Here is a 22493-nt window from a genome sequence, read left to right on the forward strand (position 1 = left end):
CAGGCCGCGCACCGCGCGGCAGGGGCCGATGTGTTGGACCGGCAGAGCGTCACACGACGTCGGTGCGGACCTTGCTCACGGTGGCGGCGAGGTCGTTCAGCACCTTGGTGAAGCGCTGGTACGTGAACGGCGTCTCCGTCTGCCAGTCCGACACCTGATCGGCCTTGACCGCCGGGCTGCCCTTCCACGTCGGGTAGGCGCCGAGCTGCTTGTGGGTCAGGCCGCCCTCGGGACGGGCGTCCTCCAGGACCAGGTCGGCCTTGTAGCGGCCGGCCTCCTCCCAGCTGAGCGTCTCGAAGCCCGCCTCGGGCTTCTTCGGCTTGACGATGTCGAGACCGAGCTGCTGGAAGTACTTCACGTCGCCGTGGAAGGCGGGGTCGGCGACGAAGAAGTTCTCCTTCGTGCCGGAGACCACGGCGACCGACAGGCCCTTCTTGGCCTTGGCCGCCGCGGTGACGCCCGCCGCGGCCTTCTCGAAGTCGGCCTTGGCCTTCTTGACCTCGGCGCTCTCGGGGTCGGCGCCGAGCGCCTCGGCCAGCTCGCCGAAGCGCTTCACCGCGTCCGGTACGGCCACGCCCATGAGCTGGATGACCGCGACCGGGGCGACCTCCTCGACCTTCTTGTACACCTCTTCCGGGATGTACCAGACCATGGGGCCGTAGGCGATGGTGACGATCAGGTCCGGCTTGAGGGAGATCAGCTTCTCCATCTGGAACTCGCCGAACGCCGTCCCGACCGAGGTGGTCTTCGACAGGTCGAGGTTGCCGACCTGCGGGCTGGGCTTGCCGTCCGCGGTCTTCTGCGGGCCGAAGATACCGACCGGCTCGATGCCGAAGTCCCACAGTGCGGCGGCCGGGTGGGACTGGGCGACGATGCGCTCGGGGCGCTTGGGCAGCTTGATCTTCTTGCCGCGGTCGTCGGTGAAGGTCCACGGACCGGAGTCGGCCTTGTCGGAGCCGTTCTTGCCGGAGCCCTTGCCCTTGTCGGAGTCGCCGCAGGCGGCCAGCAGTCCCGTGGCGGCCAGCGCCCCGCCGAGGGCGAGGAAGCGGCGGCGGTCCAGCCGGGCCGCCTGGCCGGAGTTGATGGCGGGAGTCTTGAACATGGGCATGACTGTCCTTCCGAGCGGGCGTGCCGCGGTCGTGCAGGCTGAGTGGTGCGGTAGTGCGGGGGGTTGGGTGGTGCGGTTCGTGGTGAGCGGTTGTCAGCGGGCGGTGACGGCCGGCTCGTGCCCCGTCCGGCCGCCGTGGTGGCGGCCGAACGGGATGATGTGCGGGCCGCCCCCTGCCGGGTCCTCGATGACGGTGCAGCGCAGGCCGAAGACCTCGGCGATGAGCTCCCGGTCGATCACCTCGGCCGGGGCCCCCTCGGCGACGACCTGTCCGTCCTTCATCGCGATGACGTGGTCGGCGTACCGGCAGGCGTGGTTGAGGTCGTGGAGCACCAGGACGACGGTCCGTCCCTGCTCACGGTTGAGGTCGACGACCAGGTCGAGGATGTCGATCTGATGCGCGAGGTCGAGGTGGTTCGTGGGTTCGTCGAGCAGCAGGACCGGAGTCCCCTGCGCGAGCGCCATGGCGATCCAGGCGCGCTGGCGCTGGCCGCCGGACAGTTCGTCCACGCTGCGTTCGGCCTGCTCCAGCAGACCGGTGGCTTCGAGGGCGCCGTACACGGCCTGCTCGTCGTCGGGCGACCACTGGCGCCACCACGACTGGTGCGGGCTGCGCCCGCGTTTGACCAGGTCGAGTACGGTGATGCCGTCCGGCGCGACGGGCGACTGCGGCAGCATGCCGAGTTGGCGGGCGAGCTCCTTGCTGCGCATCGTGTGGATGAGCCGGCCGTCCAGGTAGACGGCGCCCTCCTTCGGGGTGAGCAGCCGCGACAGGCCGCGCAGCAGCGTCGACTTGCCGCAGGCGTTCGCACCGACCACGGCGGTGACCCGCCCGGCGGGGATCGTCACGTCGAGGGCGTTCACCACGCTGCGGCCGTCGTACGCCAGGGTCAGTCCCTCGGCGGTGAGCCCCTGCGATCGCTTTTCCACGGTCACCCTCCTGAGCCGGTGCGGTTGGACCTGCCGAGCAGCCAGAGCAGGCAGGGGGCGCCGAGCACACCGGTCACGACGCCGACGGGAAGTTCGGTGCCCGGCAGGATCTGACGTCCCACCACATCACCGGCCAGGACCACGAAGGAGCCGACCAGGGCGGACGGCAGCAGGGCGGGGCCCGGCACGCCGACGAGGCGCAGGGCGATCTGCGGCGCGATGAGGGCGACGAAGGCGATGGGGCCCGCGGCGGCCGTCGCGAACGACACCAGGCCGGCGCCGACGGCGAGCAGGGCGATCCGCGCCGTCTGCACCGGCAGTCCCAGCGCCTTCGCCATCTCGTCGCCGAACTGGAGCCCGCCCAGCCACGGGGCGAGCAGCACCACGCACGGCAGCAGCACGGCCAGGGCGACGGCGAGCGGGCCGACGTGTTCCCAGTCGCGCGCGTTCAGGCTGCCGGTGAGCCACATCAGGGCCTGCTGGGCCTGGTAGACGCCGGCTTTGAGGAGCAGATAGCTGGTGGCGCTGGTGCACAGTGCGGCGATGCCGATGCCGACGAGCACGATGCGGTAGCCGGTGGTCCCGGACTTCCAGGCCAGGAGGTAGATGAGCGCCGACGCGCCGAGGCCGCCGACGAGCGCCAGTGTCTGGAGGCCGAGTCCGGAGCCGAGGCCCATCAGCAGTCCGGCGGTGGCGGCGGTGCCGGCTCCGGCGGAGACGCCGATGACGTCGGGGCTGGCCAGTGGATTGCGGGTCAGGGTCTGGAAGACGGCTCCGGCGACGCCGAACGCCGCCCCGCAGAGCAGGCCCACCAGTGCGCGGGGCAGGCGCAGGCTGTGGACGACCAGGGCGGTCGTCGGGTCGCCGCCGCCCGCGAGGCTGCGGACCACTTCGGGCAGCGGCAGGTCGAGTTCGCCGAAGGCGACCTCGACGACGAACGCGGCGGCCACCGCGACGGCCAGCAGCAGGCTCACGAGGACGCTGCGGGGCCGGACGATCCAGGAGGCCCCGGTCCGGGGCAGCCGGATGACCACCCCGCCCGCGTTGCGGACGGCGGCGGCGCCGCGTGTGGAGTCGGTGACGGTCACGGCTCACAGCTCCTGGAGTCGGCGGCGGCGCACCATGGCGATGAAGAACGGCGCCCCGATCACGGTGACGACGATGCCGACGTGGAGTTCGTCGGGCCGGGCGATCAGGCGCCCGGCGATGTCGGCGGCGAGCAGCAGGCTGGGACCGAGCAGCGCCGAGTAGAGCATGATCCAGCGGTGGTCGGGGCCGGTGAGCAGGCGGGCGAGCTGCGGAATGACCAGGCCGACGAAGGCGATCGGCCCGCACAGGGCCACCGCGCCTCCGGCGAGGAGCGTGGCGGCCGCGGCGCCGCGCAGCCGTACCAGGCCGACGTTCCTGCCCAGGGCCGTGGCGACGCCCTCGCCCAGGGCGAGGCTGTTGAGCGCGGGGGCGGTGGCGGCGGCGAGCACCGCTCCGACGGCGATGAAGGGCAGCACGTCGACGAGGACGCCGGCCGGCTGCCCGGTCAGCGAACCCACGACCCAGAAGCGGAAGTCGCCCAGCGCCGCGGCGTCGAACAGGAGCACGGCGTTGACGAGGGACTGGAGCAGCGCCGTGACGGCGGCGCCGGCGAGGGCGAGTTTGGCGGGAGTGGCCCCGCCCTTGCCGGCGCTGCCGAGGGCGTAGACGAGTGCGATCGCCGCCAGGGCCCCGGCGAAGGCGAACCACACGTAGCCCTGGGGGGCGGTGATGCCGAGCAGTCCGGTGGTGAGAACGACTCCGAGGGATGCTCCGGCACTGACGCCGAGGAGGCCCGGGTCGGCGAGCGGGTTGCGGGTCAGGCCCTGCATCAGAGCGCCCGACATGCCGAGTGCGGCGCCGACGACGAGGCCGAACGCGGTGCGCGGTACGCGCATCTGATGGACGATCCCGGACTCCTCGGAGCCGTCCGGGGTCCACAGGAGTTCGAGGACGCGTTCCGGCGCGATCGACTTGGTGCCGAGGGCTATGGAGCACAGGCAGAGCAGCCCCAGCACGATCAGGCACACGGGGACGGCGACGAGGTGAACGAAGGTCCGTCGCGGAACCGTCTCGGGTGGTCGAACGGGCGACGCCGCGGACCGGCTCTGCGTATACGGAAGCACGATGCAAAGGATAGCCATACCTAAGTACCGGCCATCAAGGCTTAGGCGACCGCCGTTGTGTCACTGTTACCGCCCGGGCCGCCGTCACCAGCCCGAACGTCCCGCGCGGGCTCGCCAGCGTGTTCGACGGAGTCGCCGGTTTCCCGCCACAGTTGACGGTAGAGCAGCGCGACGAGGCCCAGCGAGGCGACGCACAGGGCGCCTCCGCCGGCGACGGCCGCGGACGGGCCGACCTTCGAGGCCGCGAGGCCGGCCAGGACACCGCCCAACGCCGGTGCGGTCATGGCCTGGGCCAGCCAGAGGCTGCTCACCCGGCCCTGGAGGGGGTCGGGTGTGTGCCGCATCAGCAGCGTGCGGCGCATGATTTCCGAGAAGGTGTCGGCCAGGCCGCCGAGGGCGAGGAAGAAGAGGCCGAAGCCGAGCAGCGGGCTGAGGCCGAATCCGATGCAGGCCAGGCCCCACACGGCCACCGCGGCGCACAGCACCCGCCACTGGTGGCGCGTACGGCCCGTCCAGCCGGAGACGAGCGAGGCCACGGCCGCGCCGATCACGGGAGCGGTGGTGAGCAGGCCGACCAACTCGGGCCCGCCGCCGAACCGCTCCTGTGCGAACTGGGGGTAGAGGGCGGTCGGCGTGGCGAAGAGCGCGGCGCACAGGTCCACCACGAGCACGGCGGCGACGACGCGGCTGGACCGGATGAAGGCGAGCCCTTCGCGCAGGGAGTCCAGCACGCCGGGCCGCGCCGCCTCCGCGGCGGCCGGCGGCCCGTTCTCCCCCGCCCCGGTGAGGGGCACGCCGGACGGCGCCTCTGCACCGGACTCCTCCGCGCCCGTCGGCGGCATGGGGCCGAGGCGGGTCAGCAGCAGTGTGGTGATCGCCGTACCGGCGGCCGCGAGGCCGAAGGTGGTGGCGAGACCGGGGCCGGCGATGAGCACACCGCCGAGCATGGGGCCGGCGATCGATCCGAGGGTGGTGGTGACCGTGACGAGCGCTCCGGTGGCGGGTATGTGCTCCTCGCTCACAAAGGTGGGCACGACCGCGGTGAGGGCGGTCTCCGCTATCCCCTCGGTGAAGCCGAACAGCGTTCCCGAGAGGTAGACGACCCACAGCGCGGGGCGGTCGGCCGCCGCGTTCGCGGACAGGGCGGCGAAGGTGACGACGGCCCAGCCGCTGCCGACGAGGATGAGTCCCCTGCGGTCCCTGCGGTCGGCGAGGACCCCGCCGACCAGGAAGCCGAGCAGCAGTCCCGCGCCCAGCACCAGACTGACGGCGCCCACCTGGACCGACGATCCGGTCTGCTCGTAGACCTGTACGACCACACCGACCGAGGTGAGTCCGATGCACAGCAGGGCGAGCACGCGGGTGGCGAGAATCAGGCCGAGCGGGCCACCGGCCCGCAACGGCGACAGATCCAGGGCCAGTTCTCTGATGCGCAACGCCGGTTCCTCCACCTCTGGGGTTTCCCCCGCCGAGGCGGCAGCCCGGCGAGCGGGCTCACAATAGCAAGATAAGGCTATCCTAAGTTATGGTTCGGCCCATCAGTCATGTTGAGGGGACGTGAACCTTCTTGTCGGGTGCGAACATCGGCCACAGCGCAGACGCGAACGAACGACGCCGCGAGCTGCTTCGCCGTCAACTGGCCGCCCGTGGCATTGCCAGGCAGCCCGGAAGCGGGAACACATCCCCGCACACTCCCCCGGTCCGGGCCCAGGGGCCGGCTCCGCTGTCCTCGGCGCAGCGCCGGATGTGGCTGCTGCACCAGCTGGAGCCCCAGGGCACCGCCTACAACATATGCGTGGCGGTGCGCCTTTCCGGTGAGTTGTCCGCATCCGGACTGCGGCAGGCGCTGCGGACCGTCGTCGAGCGGCACGAGGTCCTGCGGACCGTCTACCGGCCCGGTGCGGACGGTGAGCCCGTCCAGATCCTGCTGAAGGACGCCGAGCCCGTCATCGGCGAGAGCGACCTGTCGGCCGTCGCGCCGGCGGACCGCGAGGCGGCGGTGGACGAGGCGGCGGCCCGGCTCGCGGCGCGCCCCTTCGACCTGTCGGCGGACACGCCGGTGCGGCTGGAGCTCCTGCGGCTCGCGAGGGACGAACACGTCCTCGTACTGGTCGCCCACCACATCGCCTGGGACGACGGCAGCTGGCAGGTCCTGCTCCAGGAGGTCGCCGCCGTCTACACCGGGCAGCCCTTGCCCGAACTGCCCTTGCAGTACGCCGACCTCGCCGTACGCGAACAGCGCCGCGCGCCCTGGACGGACGCCGACCTCGCACACTGGCGCGAGCTGCTCGCGGATCCGCCGGCGCCGCTGCCCCTGCCCACGGACTTCCCCCGCTCGCCCGAGCGGGCCGAGGAGGGCGGGCGGCTGGTGCGCAGGCTGCCGGCCGAGCTGCGCGAGCGCGTGCACGCGCTGTGCCGGACGGAGGGCGTCAGCCCCTTCATGGCGCTCCTCGCGTCGTTCAACGCCCTGCTCCACCGAGCCGCCGGCGCGCCGGACGTCCTCGTCGGGTCGCCCGCGGTACTGCGCACGGACGGCGCCGAGCGGCTGGTGGGCAACTTCGGCAACACGCTGGTGCTGCGCACGCGGGCCACGCCGGACACCACCTTCCGCGCCTTCCTCCAGCAGGTGCGCGAGGTCTGCCTGGGTGCCTACGCGCACCAGGCCGTCCCCTTCGACACCCTGGTCCAGGAGCTCCGCCCGGAGCGCACGGCCGGGCACAACGTCTTCTTCGACGTCATGTTCTCGCTGCGCAGCGATGTCTGGGAGGGCTTCGAACTGCCCGGCGTGCAGCCGGCCGAACGCCCGGTGCCGGGCAACGCCGCCGCGTTCGACCTGGCCGTCTCCGCGGTGCTGGACTCCGCCGGGACCCTCATCCTGGACACGACCTACCGCCGCGACCTGTACCGGGAGGAGACGGTCGCGCGGCTCCTCGGCCGCTTCGAGCGGCTGCTGACGGCGGCGCTCGACGCCCCGGACACCCCGCTCGGCGACCTGGACCTCCTCGGCGCGCAGGAGCGCGAGCGGGTGCTGACGACCTGGGGCAGTGACCGGCGTGCCCTGGAACGCGCCACCATCCCGGATCTCTTCCGTGGCCGGGTGCGCGAGAACCCCGACGCCACCGCGCTCGTCTGGGAGGACGGCGACGGCCGTGAACACCGGCTCGGTTACGCCGAACTGGACGAGAGCTCCGACCTGCTGGCCGGCGAGCTGGCCGCGCTGGGCGCCGGACCCGAGCAGGTCGTCGCCGTGGCGCTCCCCCGCTCGGGCGACTTCCTGGTGGCCGCGCTCGCCGTCATGAAGGCGGGAGCGGCGTACCTGCCGGTCGACCCCGAGTACCCGGCCGACCGCATCGCCCTGATGCTCGACGACGCCCGGCCGGGCCTGCTGGTCACCGACTCCCGGTCCGCCGGCCGGCTTCCGCACGGCGACGTTCCCGTCGTCCTCCTCGACGACGCGTCACGGCCCGGCCGGGGCTCGCGGGCTCCGCTGCGCCCTTCGACGCCGGACGGCGCCGCGTATCTGATCTACACCTCGGGCTCCACCGGCCGCCCCAAGGGCGTCGTGGTCACGCACGAGGGCATACCGAGCCTCGTCTCCACCATGGCGGAGGAGCTGGGCGCGGGCCCCGGCAGCCGGGTGCTTCAGTTCGCCTCGTTCAGCTTCGACACCTCGGTGTGGGAATGGACGATGGCCCTGCTCACCGGCGCCACCCTGGTCGTCGTGCCCACCGACAAGCGGCTGGGCCCGCCGCTCGCCGAGTTCTGCGCGCGGCACGCGGTCACCCACCTGACGCTGCCGCCGGGCGTGCTGGCGACGCTACCGAACGAGCGGTCCCTGCCCGCCGGGGCGACGCTGATCGTGGCGGGCGAGGCGTGCCCGGCCGAGCTGATGCGGCGCTGGTCGGCCACCACCCGGATGTTCAACTCGTACGGCCCCACCGAGACCACGGTCGACGCGACGCTGTGGACCTGCCGTCCGGACCACCCGGGCCCGGTCGTGCCGATCGGCGCACCGGTGCACAACACGGCCGTGCGGCTGCTGGACGCCCGACTGCACCCGGTCGCGCCGGGTTCGCCCGGTGAGCTGTACGTGTGCGGTGACGGGCTCGCCCGCGGCTACCTCGGCCGCCCGGGGCTGACCTCGGAGCGGTTCGTCGCCGACCCGTTCGGCGAACCCGGCAGCCGGATGTACCGCACCGGCGACCTGGCGCGCTGGACCGCGGACGGTGTCCTGGAGTACCTGGGCCGGGTCGACCACCAGCTCAAGATCCGGGGCTTCCGCATCGAACCCGGCGAGATAGAGCAACTGCTGCGCCGGGACCCGGGGATCGCGCAGGCCGCCGTCATCGCCCGCGAGGACCAGCCGGGCGACCCGCGCCTCGTCGCCTATGTGGTGCCCGCCGAAGGATCGGCCGCGCCCGACACCGACCGGCTGCGGGCCGACCTTGCCGCCGCACTGCCCGCGCACATGGTGCCCGGCGCTATCGTCGCGCTGGAGCGGCTGCCGCTGACCAGCAACGGCAAGCTGGACCGCCGGGCCCTGCCCGCGCCGGTGTACGGGCGGGCCACCGGCCGGGAGCCGGCCACGGCACGCGAGGCGGCGCTGTGCGCGCTGTTCGCCGCGGTGCTGGAGCTTCCGGCGGTCGGACCGGACGACGACTTCTTCCTGCTCGGCGGCCACTCCATGCTCGCCGCACGGCTGATCACCCGCGTGGAGGCGGAGTTGGGCGTCCGGCCCGCCCTGCGGGCGCTGTTCGACGCGACGACGCCGGCCGCGCTGGCTCGCGTACTGGACGACGCCGAGGGCGGCCGGGACACCGCCCGGCCGGCGCTCACCGCCGGCACGGCCGGTGATCCCGCGCCCCTGTCGTTCGCGCAGCAGCGGCTGTGGCTGCTGCACCGCCTGGAGGAGCCGGGCCCGGCCTACAACATCCCCACCGCGCTGCGCGTCGGCGGGCCGCTGGACACGGCCGCCCTCGCCGCCGCCGTCGCCGACGTCGCCGTACGCCACGAGAGCCTGCGTACGGTCTTCCCGGAGCGCGACGGATCGCCGTGCCAGGTCGTGCTGGAGCCCGGGCGCGGGCCGCGGCTCGAGGTCCGCCGTACGACGCCCGAGACCGTGGAGGCCGAGCTGGCCGCCGCGGCGGCGCACGTGTTCGCCCTCGCCGAGGAACCGCCGCTGCGCGTCGTCCTGTTCGAGACCGGACCGGAGGAGCACATCCTGCTGCTCCTGCTGCACCACATGGCCGGAGACGGCCAGTCCCTGCCCGTCCTGGTCCGCGACCTCGCCGACGCCTACCGGGCCCGGCTGTCCGGGCAGGGCCCCGACTGGTCGCCGCTGCCCGTGCGGTACGCCGACTTCGCAGTCTGGCAGCGGCGGCTCCTCGGCGACGCCGAAGACCCTGGCAGCCTGACGGCTCGACAGGCCGCGTACTGGAAGGAGGCGCTCGACGGCGCCCCCGACGAACTGCGGCTGCCCACCGACCGGCCCCGCCCGGCCGAGTCGACCAACCGGGGCGGCATGCTCCGGTTCTCGGTGGAGGCCGAACTCGCCCGCCGTGTACGGACGCTCGCGGCCTCGCTCGGCGTCACCCCGTTCATGGTGTACCAGGCCGCGGTGGCCGCCCTGCTGACCCGGCTCGGCGCCGGGGAGGACATCCCGGTCGGCACGCCCGTGGCGGGGCGCGGCGAGGAAGCGCTCGACGACCTCGTCGGCTTCTTCGTCAACACGCTCGTGCTGCGCACCGACACGTCCGGTTCGCCGTCGTTCGAGACGCTGCTGCGGCGGGTGCGGGACACGGCCGTCGCCGCGTTCGAGCACCAGGACCTGCCGTTCGAGCGGCTGGTGGAGATCCTCAACCCCCCGCGGTCCACAGCCCGTCACCCGCTGTTCCAGGTGATGGTGGTGCACCAGAGCGGTACGGCGTCCGAGTTGCCGGTGGCGGGGCTGCGGACCCGGCCGCACGTGGTGGCCACCGGCACGGCGACGTTCGACCTGAGCCTGACGTTCATCGACCGGTTCGACCCGGACGGCGACCCGGACGAGGTCGGCGGCTTCGCCGAGTACAGCGCGGACCTGTTCGACCCGGACACGGTGGAGGCGCTCACCCGGCGCCTGGTGCGGCTGCTGGACGCCGCCGTCGCCCGGCCCGAGCTGCCGATCGGCGACCACGACATCCTGACGGACGCGGAGCGCGGCACGCTGCTGGCACCGCCCGTGGCCCCGCCCGCCGCGCCGCCGCTGCACGAGGCGTTCGCGCGACAGGTCCGCCGCACCCCGGACGAGGTCGCACTGGTCCTCGGCTCCCGCTCGGGCGCCGTCGAGCGGATCACGTACGCCGGTCTCGACGCCCGCGTGGAGCGCGTCGCCCGGCTGGTGGCCGCGCACGGCGCGGCCCCGGAGCGGTTGGTGGCCCTCGCCCTGCCCCGTCACGAGACGGTCGCCGCACTCCTCGGCGTACTGCGGTCGGGGGCCGCGTTCCTGCCGCTGGACCCGCACTACCCGCAGGAACGGCTGGCGCAGACCCTGGACGACGCTCGGCCCGTGTGCCTGCTCACCACCCGTGAGCTGGCGCAGGCACTGCCCCGGCGGCCGGACCTTCCCGTGGTCCTCGTGGACGCCGAGGAGCCGGCCGCGCCGGTCGCCGCGGCGCAGGCCGGGCCCGGCGACGCCGCGTACGTCATCTACACCTCGGGCTCCACCGGCCGCCCCAAGGGCGTGGTGGTGACCCACGCCAACCTCGCCAACCTGTACGCCGCGCACACCTCGACGCTGTTCCCGCCCGAGGTTCCCGAGGCCGGCGGACGCCGGCTGCGGGTCGGGCACATCGCCTCGTTCGCCTTCGACGCCTCGCTCGACCCGGTGCTGCTGATGGTGGGCGGGCACGAGCTGCACGTCCTGGACGAGTCGACGTATCCGGACGCCGAGGCCGTCGCCGCGTACGTCGCCGAGGAGCGGGTCGACTACCTCGACCTGACCCCGGCCCACCTCCAGCAGCTCATCAAGCACGGGCTGCTCGACGAGGGCAGGCACCGGCCCGCCCTGCTGGGCCCGGGCGCGGACGCGATGCCGGACTCGCTGTGGCGGGACCTCGGCGCGCACCCGGCGACGACGGCGTACAACTTCTACGGTCCGACCGAGTGCACCGTGGACTCGGTCGTTGCCCTCGTCACGGGTGAGGGCGCGCCCCGTATCGGACGGCCCATCAGGGGAGCCGGGGCGTACGTGCTGGACGACCGGCTGCGGCCCGTGCCGCCCGGGGTGACGGGTGAGCTGTACCTCGCGGGCGCCGGTCTGGCCCGTGGATACCTGGGGCGTCCGGCGCTGACCGCCGAGCGGTTCACCGCCGACCCGTACGGTCCTGCGGGCACCCGGATGTACCGCACGGGCGACCTGGCGCGCTGGACCACGGACGGCGAGCTGGAGTGCCTGGGCCGGGCCGACCACCAGGTGAAGATCCGCGGGTTCCGCATCGAGCCGGGCGAGATCGAGGCCGTTCTCGGACGGCACGAGAGCGTCGCGGAGGTCGCGGTCGTCGCCCGCGACGACCTGCCGGGATCGCGCCGCCTGGTCGCGTACGTGGCGCCCGTCCCGGGCCACGCGGCCGACACCGACGCATGGCGCGCCCATGCGGCGGCCCTGCTGCCGGAGCACATGGTGCCCTCGCTGTGGGTGCCCATGGAACGGCTGCCGCAGTCGGCCAACCGCAAGGTGGACCGGGCTGCGCTGCCGGTGCCCGAACTGCCCGAGCAGGGCAGTGGACGCGCGCCCCTCACCGAGGCCGAGAAGCTGTTCTGCGAGCTGTTCGCCGCCCTGCTCGGGCAGGACACGGTGGACGCCGACGGCAACTTCTTCGAACTGGGTGGGGACAGCATCATCTCGCTCCAGCTCGTGAGCCGCGCCCGCGCGGCGGGCTGGAAGCTCGGCCCCCGTGACGTCTTCCGCCACCAGACTCCGGCCGCCCTGGCCGCAGTCGCCCGGCCGGAGAAGGCCGCGTCGGACCGTACGTCCGACGACGGTGTCGGCCGCGTGCGGGAGACGCCGATCATGGGGTGGCTGCGGGAGCTCGCCGACGCGGGCCCCACCGCCGCCTCCGTCGACGGCTACAGCCAGGGCATGACCCTGGGCACCCCTGCCGGGCTGACGTACGAACGGCTCACGGACGTCCTCCAGTCGGTGCTCGACCGGCATCCGGCGCTCCGGTCCCGCCTGGTGCGCGCGGCCGACGGCACCTGGGAACTGGACGCCCCGGCGCCCGGTTCGGTACGGGCCGCGGACGTGCTGCGGCGCGCCGGGGCGGACCTTGCGACCGAGGCCGCGGCCGCCCGGGACCGGCTGCGTCCCGAGGCCGGGGTCATGGTGCAGGCGGTGTGGTGCGAGCCGGAGGACCGGCTCGTCCTGGTCGTGCACCACCTGGTGGTCGACGGCGTGTCGTGGCGCGTCGTGTGCGCGGACCTCGACTCCGCGTGGCGGGGCGAACCGGCGCCTGCGACCGGCACCTCGCTGCGTGCGTGGAGCGAGCTGCTGCGCGCGTACGCCCGGCGTGCGGACACCGTCCGGCAGGCCGACGACTGGGCCCGTGCCCTCGGCGGCGGGACACCGCTGGCCGGCCGGGCACTGGATCCGGCCCGGGACACCTCCGCGACCTCCCGCAGGCACACCGTGTCCGTGGAACCCGGGGACACGGAGGCGCTGCTGACCCGGGTGCCCGCGGCGTTCCACGCGAACGTCGAGGACGTTCTGCTGACCGCGCTGGTCCTCGCCGTCGCCGACCACCGCCGCCTCTCGGGAGGCACCGACGCGGGCGTGAGCGTGCAGTTGGAGGGCCACGGCCGCGAGGAGACGGTCGCCGAGGGCGTCGACCTGGCGCAGACCGTCGGGTGGTTCACCACCGTCCACCCGGTGCTCCTCGACCCCGGTCCCGTCGACCTCTCCGAGGCGCGTGCGGGCGGTCCCGCGGTGGGCCTGGCCCTCAAGGCGGTCAAGGAGCGGCTGCGGGCCGTGGGCGACGGCGGTCTCGGGTTCGGCGCGCTGCGCCACCTCAACCCGGAGACGGCGGAGCGCCTGTCCGTGCTGCCCGTCCCCGAGATCTGCTTCAACTACCTGGGGCGGTTCGGGTCCGGAGACGCGGAGGGCCCCTGGCAGCCGGTCGCCGGTGACGAGGGCCTGTTCCACGGCGTCGACCCGGCGCTGCCGCTCGCGCACGCCCTGGAGATCGACGTCCATGTGGCCGCCGCGCCCGCAGGCCCCCGGCTCAGTGCCACCTGGTCGTACGCGGGCGAGGCCCTGCGCGCGGACGTCGTCCGGTCGCTCGCCGACGGCTGGCTGACGTACCTGGCGGCCCTGGTGGCGCACACCGACAAGCCCGACGCGGGGGGCTGGACCCCTTCCGACCTGTCCCTGATCTCCCTCTCCCAGGACGAGATCGACGACTTCGAAGCCGACTGGAGGCTTTCGTGACTGGCCGCACCGCCGCCCGCTCCAAGCTGGAGGACATCCTCCCGCTGACCCCGCTCCAAGAGGGCCTGCTGTTCCGGGCGGAGCTCGACGACGACGGCCACGACGTGTACGCGGGGCATCTGACGATGACGCTGCGCGGGCCGCTGGACGAGCGGCGGCTGCGGGCCGCGGCGCAGGCTCTGCTGGACCGCCAGCCGGGCCTGCGGGCCGCGTTCCGCCGCAACCGGCAGGGCAAGGCGGCCGCGCTCGTCCCCTCGCGGGTGGACGTGCCGTGGAGCTTCACCGACCTGTCCGCGCTGCCCGCCGCCGAGCGGGAACGGGAGACCGAGCGGCTCACCGCCCTGGACGCGGAGCGCGGGTTCGACCTCGGGCAGCCGCCGCTGATCCGGTTCGCACTGCTGCGGCTTGAGCAGGACCTGCACCGGCTGGTCGTGACCAACCACCACATCGTGCTGGACGGCTGGTCGCAGCCGCTGCTGGTTCGGGAGCTGTTCGCCCACTACACGGGGGGCCGCCCCGCTCCCGCCACCTCTCCGCGCGTGTACCTGGACTGGCTCGCCGCGCAGGACCGGGGCGCCGCCGAGGCCGCGTGGCGGACGGCGCTCGCGGACCTGGACGGTCCGACGCTGGTCGCGCCGGGCGCGTCGGAGTCGGTGACCGAGCCGCCGCGGAAGGTCGTCGTCGAGCTCGACCCCGCGCTGACCTCCTCGGTGACCGCCGTCGCGCGGTCCCGCGGGCTGACCCTGGGCACCGTCGTCCAGGGCGCCTGGGCGCTCACGCTGGCCAGGTCGCTCGGTCGCGGCGACGTCGTCTTCGGCACCACGGTGTCCGGTCGGCCCGCCGACCTGCCGGGCGTCGAGTCGATGGTGGGCGTCTTCGTCAACACCGTCCCCGTACGGGCCACCCTGCCCGCCGCCGAGCCGTTCGCCGACGCCCTGGCCAGGCTCCAGGAGGAGCAGTCCTCCCTGGTCCCGCACCAGCACCTGGGCCTGGCCGAGGTGCAGCGGCTGGCCGGCGGGCGGGAGCTGTTCGACACCCTCGCCGTCGTCGAGAACTACCCCTTCGACCCCGAGTCGCTGGCCGAACTCGCCCCCGGGCTGCGGCTGGAGGACGCCGGCGGCGACGAGGGCGTGCACTACCCGCTCGCGCTGACCGTCCTGCCCGGCACGCGCCTGCGCCTGGAGCTGGGCTACCGGCCCGACGCGCTGTCCGAGGACGAGGTGCGGTCCGTCGCCGACCGGCTGCGCCGCGCCTTCGAGGCGTTCGCCACCACCCCGGACGAACCGCTGGGCCGCGTCGACCTGCTGGGCGCGGACGAGGCGCTGCTGCTGACCGCGCCCGGCGCCGCCCGCCCCGTACCGGACACCACCCTCACGGCGCTCCTCGCCGGGCAGGTGGCGCGCACCCCGGAGGCCACCGCCGTCGTCTTCGAGGACGACCGGCTGAGCTACGCCGAACTGGACGCGCGGGCCGAGCGGGTCGCCGGCTGGCTGACCCGGCACGGCGCGGGCCCGGGCACGGTCGTCGCGGTCGCGCTGCCGCGCTCCGCCGACCTGGTCGTGGCCCTGGCGGCCGTGCTGCGCGCCGGCGCCGCCTACCTGCCGGTGGACCCCGGCTATCCGGCGGACCGCGTCGCGTTCATGCTGGCGGACGCGCGTCCGGTGGCCGTGGTGACGGACACGGCGACGCTGGGCCTGCTGCCCGACGCCTCCGCCGTCCTCACCCTGGACGCCCCGGAGGCACTTCCTCCCGCCGAGGGCGCCGAACCGTCCGCCGTCCGCCCGGCCGATCCGGCGTACGTCATCTACACCTCCGGCTCGACGGGCCGCCCCAAGGGCGTGGTCGTGCCCCACTCGGCCGTCGTCAACCGGCTGCTGTGGACGCAGGGCGAGTACGGACTCACCCCCGCCGACCGGGTGCTCCAGAAGACGCCGTCCAGCTTCGACGTGTCGGTGTGGGAGTTCTTCTGGCCGCTGATCACCGGCGCGACGCTGGTGGTGGCCCGCCCGCAGGGCCACCTGGACCCGCAGTACCTGGCGCGGCTCGTCCGCGAGCAGTCCGTCACCACGGCGCACTTCGTCCCCTCGATGCTGCGGGCCTTCCTCACCGAGCCGGAGGCGGCCGGCTGCACGGGCCTGACCAGGGTGCTGTGCAGCGGTGAGGCGCTCACCCCCGACCTGGTGCGCGGCTTCCACGGCCTCTTCGGGGGCGCGGTGGAGCTGCACAACCTGTACGGGCCCACCGAGGCCGCCGTGGACGTCACCGCCTGGCCGTGCCCGGCCGACGGCGGGGACCGCGACGGCGTGCCGATCGGCCGCCCGGTGTGGAACACCTCGGCGTACGTCCTGGACGCGGCGCTGCGCCCGGTCCCGGCCGGTGTGCCGGGCGAGCTGTACCTGGCGGGCCCTCAGCTCGCCCACGGCTACCTGGGGCGTTTCCCGCTCACCGCCGAGCGGTTCGTCGCCGACCCGTACGGCCCGCCGGGCACCCGGATGTACCGTACGGGCGACCTGGCGCGGCGCGGCGCGGACGGCGTGATCACGTACCTGGGCCGGACCGACGACCAGGTGAAGATACGCGGGTTCCGCATCGAGCCCGGTGAGGTCGAGGGAGCGCTCGCGCTGCACCCGGGCGTCCGGGAGGCCGCCGTGGTGGCCCGCCGTGACCTCGGGACGGACGGCGACCCGGTCCTGGTCGCCTACACGACCGGTGCGGCCGATCCCGCCGAGCTGCGCCGCCATCTGTCGGCCGCGCTGCCGGAGCACATGGTGCCGTCCGCGTTCGTCGCGCTGGACGCGCTCCCGCTTTCGCCCAGCGGCAAGCTCGACCGCCGGGCCCTGCCCGCACCCGAGCTCGGGCCGGCCGTCGCGGGCCGGCGCCCCCGCAACCCGTCGGAGGAGATCCTCTGCGACCTGTTCGCGGAGGTCCTCGGGGTGCCCGAGGTCGGCATCGACGACGACTTCTTCACCCTGGGCGGGCACTCGCTGCTCGCGACGCGGCTCGCCAGCCGGGTCCGCTCCACCATGGGGGTGGAACTGCCGCTGCGGACGGTCTTCGACGCGCCGACGGTCGCCGCCCTCGCCCGGCGCCTGGGCACGCGCAGCACCCGGCCGCCGCTGCGGGCCGGGGAGCGCCCGGATCCCCTGCCGCTGTCGTTCGCGCAGCAGCGCATGTGGTTCCTGTACCGGCTGGAGGGACCGAACCCGGCGTACAACATGGCGTTCGCGGCCCGGCTCACCGGTGCGCTCGACGCCGACGCGCTGCGGTCCGCGCTCGGTGACCTGACGGACCGGCACGAGGCGCTGCGGACGGTGCTGCCGGACGACGCGGGCACCCCCCGGCAGGTCATCCTCGACGCGGAGGCCTCGCGGCCGCAGATGCCTGTCACGGCGGTCACCGAGGCCCAGCTGCCGGGCCGGCTCGCGCAGGCGGCGTCGCACCCGTTCCGTATCGACGAGGAAGCGCCGTTCGCGGCCGAGCTGTTCGCCGTAGGCCCTGACGAGCACGTCCTGGTCCTGGTGCTGCACCACATCGCCGCCGACGGCTGGTCCGCACTGCCGCTGCTGCGGGACCTGGCGGACGCCTACTCCGCGCGCAGCCGGAGTGAGCGCCCCTCCTTCGTCCCGCTTCCGGTGGGCTACGCGGACCACGCGGTGTGGCAGCGCGCGCTGCTCGGGGACGAGTCGGACCCGCAGGGGCTGCTGCACCGGCAGGCGGAGTACTGGCGCAAGACGCTGGAGGGTCTGCCGGAGGAGCTTCCGCTGCCCACGGACCGGCCGCGCCCCGCCGCGCCGAGCCTGCGGGGCGCGACCGTCGAGCTCGATGTGCCGGCCGACCTGCACCGGGCCGTGCGGGCGCTGGCACGCCGCTGCGACGCCAGCGTGTTCATGGTGCTGCACGCGGCGCTCGGCACCCTCCTCACCCGGCTCGGCGCCGGTGCGGACATCCCCGTCGGAACGCCGATCGCGGGCCGCAGCGACGACGCCGTCGACGACGTGGTGGGCTTCTTCGCCAACACGCTGGTGCTGCGTACGGACACCTCCGGCGACCCGGGCTTCCGGGAGCTGGTGGCCCGGGTGCGGGAGACCGACCTGGCCGCGTACGCGCACCAGGACATCCCCTTCGAGCGCCTCGTGGAGCTGCTGAACCCGGCCCGGTCCATGGCCCGGCACCCGCTGTTCCAGGTGATGCTGAGTCACCAGGCGAGGCCGCCGCTGGACCTGGCGCTCGGCGAGGTCGCGGTCCGGCAGGAGCCGGTCGACATGGGGACGGCCAAGTTCGACCTGGCTTTCGAGATCACCGAGGAGCACGGCCGGGACGGGATGCGGCTGGGCGTCGAGTACAGCACCGACCTGTTCGACCACGAGACCGTCGCGAACATGGCGACCCGCTTCCTGCGGGTGCTCCAGGCCGTCACCGAGCACCCCGACCGTCCTCTCGGCAGCCTGGAGCTGCTGTCCGCCGACGAACGCCGGCAGGTGCTCGTCGACTGGAAGGGCGACCTGGTCGAGGCGCAGGTAGCGACGCTGACCGAGCTGTTCACCCGTCAGGTGGAGCGCACGCCGGACGCCACGGCCCTGGTCTGCGGAGACATCGCGTACACCTTCGCCGAGTTGGACCGGCGCACGGCACGCCTGGCGCGCCTGCTGCGGGACCGGGGCGTCGGTCCCGAGCGGATGGTGGCCCTGCTGCTGCCCCGGCGGGCCGACACCGTGGTCGCGCTGCTGGCGGTGATGCGGGCCGGTGGCGCGTACGTCCCCATCGACCCGGGCTACCCGGCGGGGCGGATCGAGCACATCCTCCGGGACTCCGCGCCCAGGCTCCTGATCACCACCGGGGCGCTCGCGGGCCTCGCGGGGGACGGCGGGCCCGAGACGCTGGTACTGGACGCGCCGGAGACGCAGGCGCTGCTGGCGGACGGAGGGCCGGCGGCCGGGGAACTTCCCCACCCGCTGCCGCAGCACCCCGCGTACGTCATCTACACCTCGGGCTCCACGGGCCTGCCCAAGGGCGTCGTCGTGGAGCACCGCTCCATCGCGAACCTCTTCCACAGCCACCGCGAGCTGCTCTACCGGCCGACCGTCACCGCCGCCGGTGGGCGGAGCCTGCGGGTGGCGCACGGCTGGTCGTTCGCCTTCGACGCGGCATGGCAGCCGCAGTTGTGGATGCTCGACGGTCACGCGCTGCACATCGTCACCGAGGACACACTGCGCGACCCGGACCAGCTGGTGTCGTTCATCGAGACGAACCGCATCGACTTCATCGAGGTCACGCCCTCGCACGCGATGCAGCTCGCCGGCGCCGGTCTGATCAGGGACGGCCGCTCCCCGCTGCTCGCGCTCGGCGTGGGCGGCGAGGCCGTGCCGTCCCCGCTGTGGCGGGAGATGCGCGAACTGGAGGGCACGGCCGGGTTCAACCTGTACGGGCCGACCGAGTGCACGGTCGACGCGCTGGCCGCCAGTGTGGCGGGCAGCGAACGCCCGCTGGTGGGGCGGCCGACGGCGAACACCACCGCGTACGTCCTGGACGCCCGTCTCCAGCCGGTGCCGGCCGGTGTCATCGGTGAGCTGTACCTGGCCGGGGCCGGTCTCGCCCGTGGCTACCTGGACCGGCGCTCGCTCACCGCCGAGCGTTTCGTGGCGGACCCGTTCGGCCCGCCCGGCACGCGGATGTACCGCTCGGGCGACCTGGTGCGCTGGATGCCGGACGGCACCGTCGACTACCTCGGCCGGACCGACGACCAGGTGAAGATTCGCGGCTTCCGCATCGAGCTCGGCGAGATCACGGCGGCTCTGGCGGCCGGCCCGTCGGTCCTCCAGGCGGCCGTCGACGTACGCGAGGACGGCCCGCGCGGCAAGCACATCGTCGCCTACGTCGTCCCGGCGGCGGGCGCCGAGTTCGACCCGTCCGCGCTGCGCGCCCAGTTGACCCGGATGCTGCCGGACTACATGGTGCCGTCGGTGTTCGTGGAGCTGGACGCGCTGCCGCTGACCGACCACGGCAAGCTCGACCGGCGCGCGCTGCCCGCACCGCAGGCGGTGGAGTCGCGGGCCGGCCGGGGTCCGCGCGACCTCACCGAGGCCCTGGTCTGCGAGATCTTCGCCGAGGTGCTGGACCTCCCCGAAGTCGGCATCGACGACGACTTCTTCGACCTCGGCGGCCACTCCATGCTGCTGGTACGCCTGCGGGACCGCCTGCAGAACGCCACCGGACGGCAGCTGGCGGTGGCGGACCTCTTCCGTCATCCGACGGCGGCCGCGCTCGCGGGCCGACTGCGGTCCACGGGCGAGGAGAGGACGGACGGCCCGACGGGTCTCGACGTGCTGTTCACGCTGCGGTCCTCGGGCGACCGGGCGCCGCTGTGGTGCCCCGCTCCCGCGACAGGACTCGGCTGGCGGTACGCGGCGCTGCGGGCGCACGTCCCGGCTGAAGTGCCGGTCCACGCCCTCCAGGCACCGAACCTGTCGGGCGGACCGGCCGCGGAGTCCCTGGACGAGCTGGTCGACGCCCACCTGGCGGAGCTGACCCGGGTCCAGCCGCACGGCCCGTACCGGCTGCTCGGCTGGTCGCTGGGCGGTGTCGTGGCCCACGCCCTGGCGTGCCGTCTCCAGGAACGCGGGGAGCGCGTGGAGCTGCTGGCGCTGCTCGACTCCTACCCCGGCGACGGGAGCGGGGCCGGGAACGCGGACGACGCCGTCGCGGCTGCCGTTGAGGCGGCGGTGGACGGGCTGGGTCTGGAGCAGGTGACCGTGGCGGCGATGCACGCCAACTACGCCGCCGCTACGGGGCTGTTGTCGGCCCACTCCCCCGCCCGGTACCGGGGCGCGTTGCTCCACTTCCGCGCGTCCGACGCCCCGGGGCCCGCCGAGGACTGGACGGCGTACACGGACGGCGAGGTCGTCGTGCAGACCGTCGCGGACGACCACGACGGTCTGCTGGACCCGTCGGCGCTGCGGCGGATCGCGGCGGTGCTGTCCGAGCACACCGAGGGATGGCGTTAGCCGTCGGACGGACGACGCCGCCCTCCACACCGGGAACGGTGTGGAGGGCGGCGTTCGTTGTGGCCGGCCCTGCGGGCTCAGCCGAGCAGCGCGTCGATCTCCCGGCCGCGGTCCGCGTGCAAGGCCCGGGCGGTACGGCGCAGCAGGAGGGAGTCGGAGATCTCGCCGGAGCGGACGGCGAGCGTGGACAGCAGCGAGGACGTGACCCCGTGGGTGTGCTCGGTGCCGCCCTGGAGGTAGACGCCGACGTCCACCTTGTCGCTCATCAGCACGCGGTGGTCGCGGTCCACGCGGACCCGGCCCTGCTCGTCGGTGAGGCAGTCCGCCGCGAGGTCGCCGAGGAGGTCGCGCGGATCGACCGGCCGGTAGCCGGTGGCCATGACCACGGCGTCGCAGTCCAGGGTCTCCTGGCGGCCAGTCGTCAGCGAGCGGACCACGACACGGGCGCCGTCGGGGAGGGTCTCGACGCCGCCGAGCTCGGTGGTGTTGAGGAAACGCAGCCGTTCCCGGCCGCTGACCTTCTCCTGGTAGTGCGTGCGGTACAGCTGTGTGATGAGGTCGCCGTCCACCACGGAGTAGTTGGTGTTGCGGTGGTAGCCGTCGAGGTCCTGCTTGACGCTCTCGGGCGCGGTGAAGAAGTCGTCGACCGCGGCCGGGTCGAAGATGCGGTTGGCGAAGGGGCTGTCGTCGGCGGGGCTGTAGCCGTACCGGGTGAAGACCGCGTTCACCTGAGCGTCCGGGAAGGTCCGGTGCAGGTAGTCGACGGCTTCTGCGGCGGACTGCCCCGCGCCGACGACGACGAACCGGCGGTGCCGGAGGTTCGTCAGCCGGGGTGCGCGGAAGAGCAGGTCCCGGGTGTGCCAGACGTGTTCGCCCTGGGTCACGCCGTCCGGGAGCCGGGGCTTCAGACCGGTGCCGACGACGACGTTGAGTGCTCTGAGCACCTCCCGGTCGGCCGGGTCGGCCACGCTCTCCGAGACGACCTCGACGGCCTCGACGCGGTCTCCGTCGCGCACGGGGCGGATCTCGGTGACCCGCCGCCCGTAGTCGACGCTGTCGCCGAATTCGGAGGCGCACCACTCGAAGTAGTCGTGGAACTCGATCCGGGTGGGGAAGAACGTCTTCTGGTTGATGAAGTCGGCCAGGCGCCCGCGGTCCTGAAGATACATCAGGAAGGAGAAGCGGCTGCTGGGGTCCCGCATGGTGACCAGGTCCTTGAGGAAGGAGACCTGCATGGTCGCCCCCTCCAGGAGCATGCCGCGGTGCCAGCCGAAGCGCTCCTGCTGCTCCACGAAGCGTGCGTGCAGCGCGCGTTCGGGGTCGCGGCGGTTGTGGTCGGCGACGGCGATGGCCAGAGCCAGATTCGACGGACCGAAACCTATGCCGACCAAGTCCCGGGCGGCGGCGCCCTCGGCCTGGCCGCTGTCCTCGCGGCGTCCCGACATGGTGGTCCTTCCGTTGGATCGTACGACTGAGCGACCGCGTACACACGGCCACACATCAAAGACTTTCTACTAAGGTAAGGCGTGCCTAAATTCCCCTAGACTGCACGGGGTGTCAAGTCCGCGCGTACCGCCTGCGCCCTTGTTCCTCCGACCACGCCTCCGATGTCCCTCCATGTCGCATACGAGCACCGGCCGGGCGCACGCGGGCACGGAGTTCGCCTCCCCGGGAACGACACGGTCGGGAGCGAGGTGGACGTTGCCCCTGAGGCAGACGGGAGCGTGGTGGGCATGGAGGAAGAGGCACTGCTCAGCATCGGCTCGTTCGCCCGCCGGACCCTCCCACTGGCCCGCTGAGCGGGCGCCCTGAGCGGGCAGGGGGCGCAGTCCGCGCCCCCT

At 73.8% G+C, this 22493-nt stretch carries 8 protein-coding genes; 2 read left to right on the forward strand and 6 right to left on the reverse strand.

Features of this window, described 5'->3' with window-relative positions:
• Nucleotides 1-49 precede the first annotated feature (49 nt).
• The 5 genes from ACWGH0_RS31500 to ACWGH0_RS31520 form a co-directional block, all read right to left on the reverse strand.
• On the reverse strand, nucleotides 50-1102 hold the full coding sequence (locus ACWGH0_RS31500; RefSeq protein WP_453407685.1) for an ABC transporter substrate-binding protein: 1053 nt from the start codon (nucleotides 1100-1102) through the stop codon (nucleotides 50-52).
• A 99-nt stretch (nucleotides 1103-1201) separates the two neighbouring features.
• Entirely contained in the window at nucleotides 1202-2038 is an 837-nt protein-coding gene (locus tag ACWGH0_RS31505) for an ABC transporter ATP-binding protein (protein WP_453407686.1), read from the reverse strand.
• A gap of 2 nt (nucleotides 2039-2040) precedes the next feature.
• Nucleotides 2041-3126, reverse strand: a complete 1086-nt coding sequence (locus ACWGH0_RS31510) for a FecCD family ABC transporter permease (protein WP_453407687.1) — start codon at nucleotides 3124-3126, stop codon at nucleotides 2041-2043.
• Nucleotides 3127-3129: 3 nt separating this feature from the next.
• Nucleotides 3130-4095: a FecCD family ABC transporter permease gene (locus ACWGH0_RS31515; protein ID WP_453407692.1), complete on the reverse strand. Its 966-nt coding sequence runs from the start codon at nucleotides 4093-4095 to the stop codon at nucleotides 3130-3132.
• 137 nt (nucleotides 4096-4232) lie between these two features.
• Nucleotides 4233-5627 carry an MFS transporter gene (locus ACWGH0_RS31520; RefSeq protein WP_453407688.1) on the reverse strand — a complete coding sequence of 465 codons (1395 nt, stop codon included), beginning with the start codon at nucleotides 5625-5627 and terminating at the stop codon, nucleotides 4233-4235.
• A 131-nt stretch (nucleotides 5628-5758) separates the two neighbouring features.
• Between ACWGH0_RS31520 and ACWGH0_RS31525 the strand changes: the two genes are divergently transcribed.
• Together ACWGH0_RS31525 and ACWGH0_RS31530 are read left to right on the forward strand one after the other, a co-directional pair.
• Nucleotides 5759-13651, forward strand: a complete 7893-nt coding sequence (locus ACWGH0_RS31525) for an amino acid adenylation domain-containing protein (protein WP_453407689.1) — start codon at nucleotides 5759-5761, stop codon at nucleotides 13649-13651.
• Nucleotides 13648-20652: an amino acid adenylation domain-containing protein gene (locus ACWGH0_RS31530; RefSeq protein ID WP_453407690.1), complete on the forward strand. Its 7005-nt coding sequence runs from the start codon at nucleotides 13648-13650 to the stop codon at nucleotides 20650-20652. Before ACWGH0_RS31525 ends, ACWGH0_RS31530 begins: the two co-directional genes overlap by 4 nt.
• Before the next feature lie 77 nt (nucleotides 20653-20729).
• On the opposite strand, the gene ACWGH0_RS31535 is transcribed toward ACWGH0_RS31530, so the two are convergent.
• Nucleotides 20730-22097: a lysine N(6)-hydroxylase/L-ornithine N(5)-oxygenase family protein gene (locus ACWGH0_RS31535; RefSeq protein ID WP_453407691.1), complete on the reverse strand. Its 1368-nt coding sequence runs from the start codon at nucleotides 22095-22097 to the stop codon at nucleotides 20730-20732.
• Nucleotides 22098-22493: the final 396 nt, after the last annotated feature.

This window comes from Streptomyces sp. NPDC054887 (assembly GCF_053610585.1).

Excerpts from the sequence above, each read along its gene's own strand:
- ACWGH0_RS31500 (WP_453407685.1), bottom strand. The coding sequence starts at position 1,102 with ATGTTCAAGACTCCCGCCATCAACTCCGGCCAGGCGGCCCGGCTGGAC.
- ACWGH0_RS31535 (WP_453407691.1), bottom strand. The coding sequence starts at position 22,097 with ATGTCGGGACGCCGCGAGGACAGCGGCCAGGCCGAGGGCGCCGCCGCC.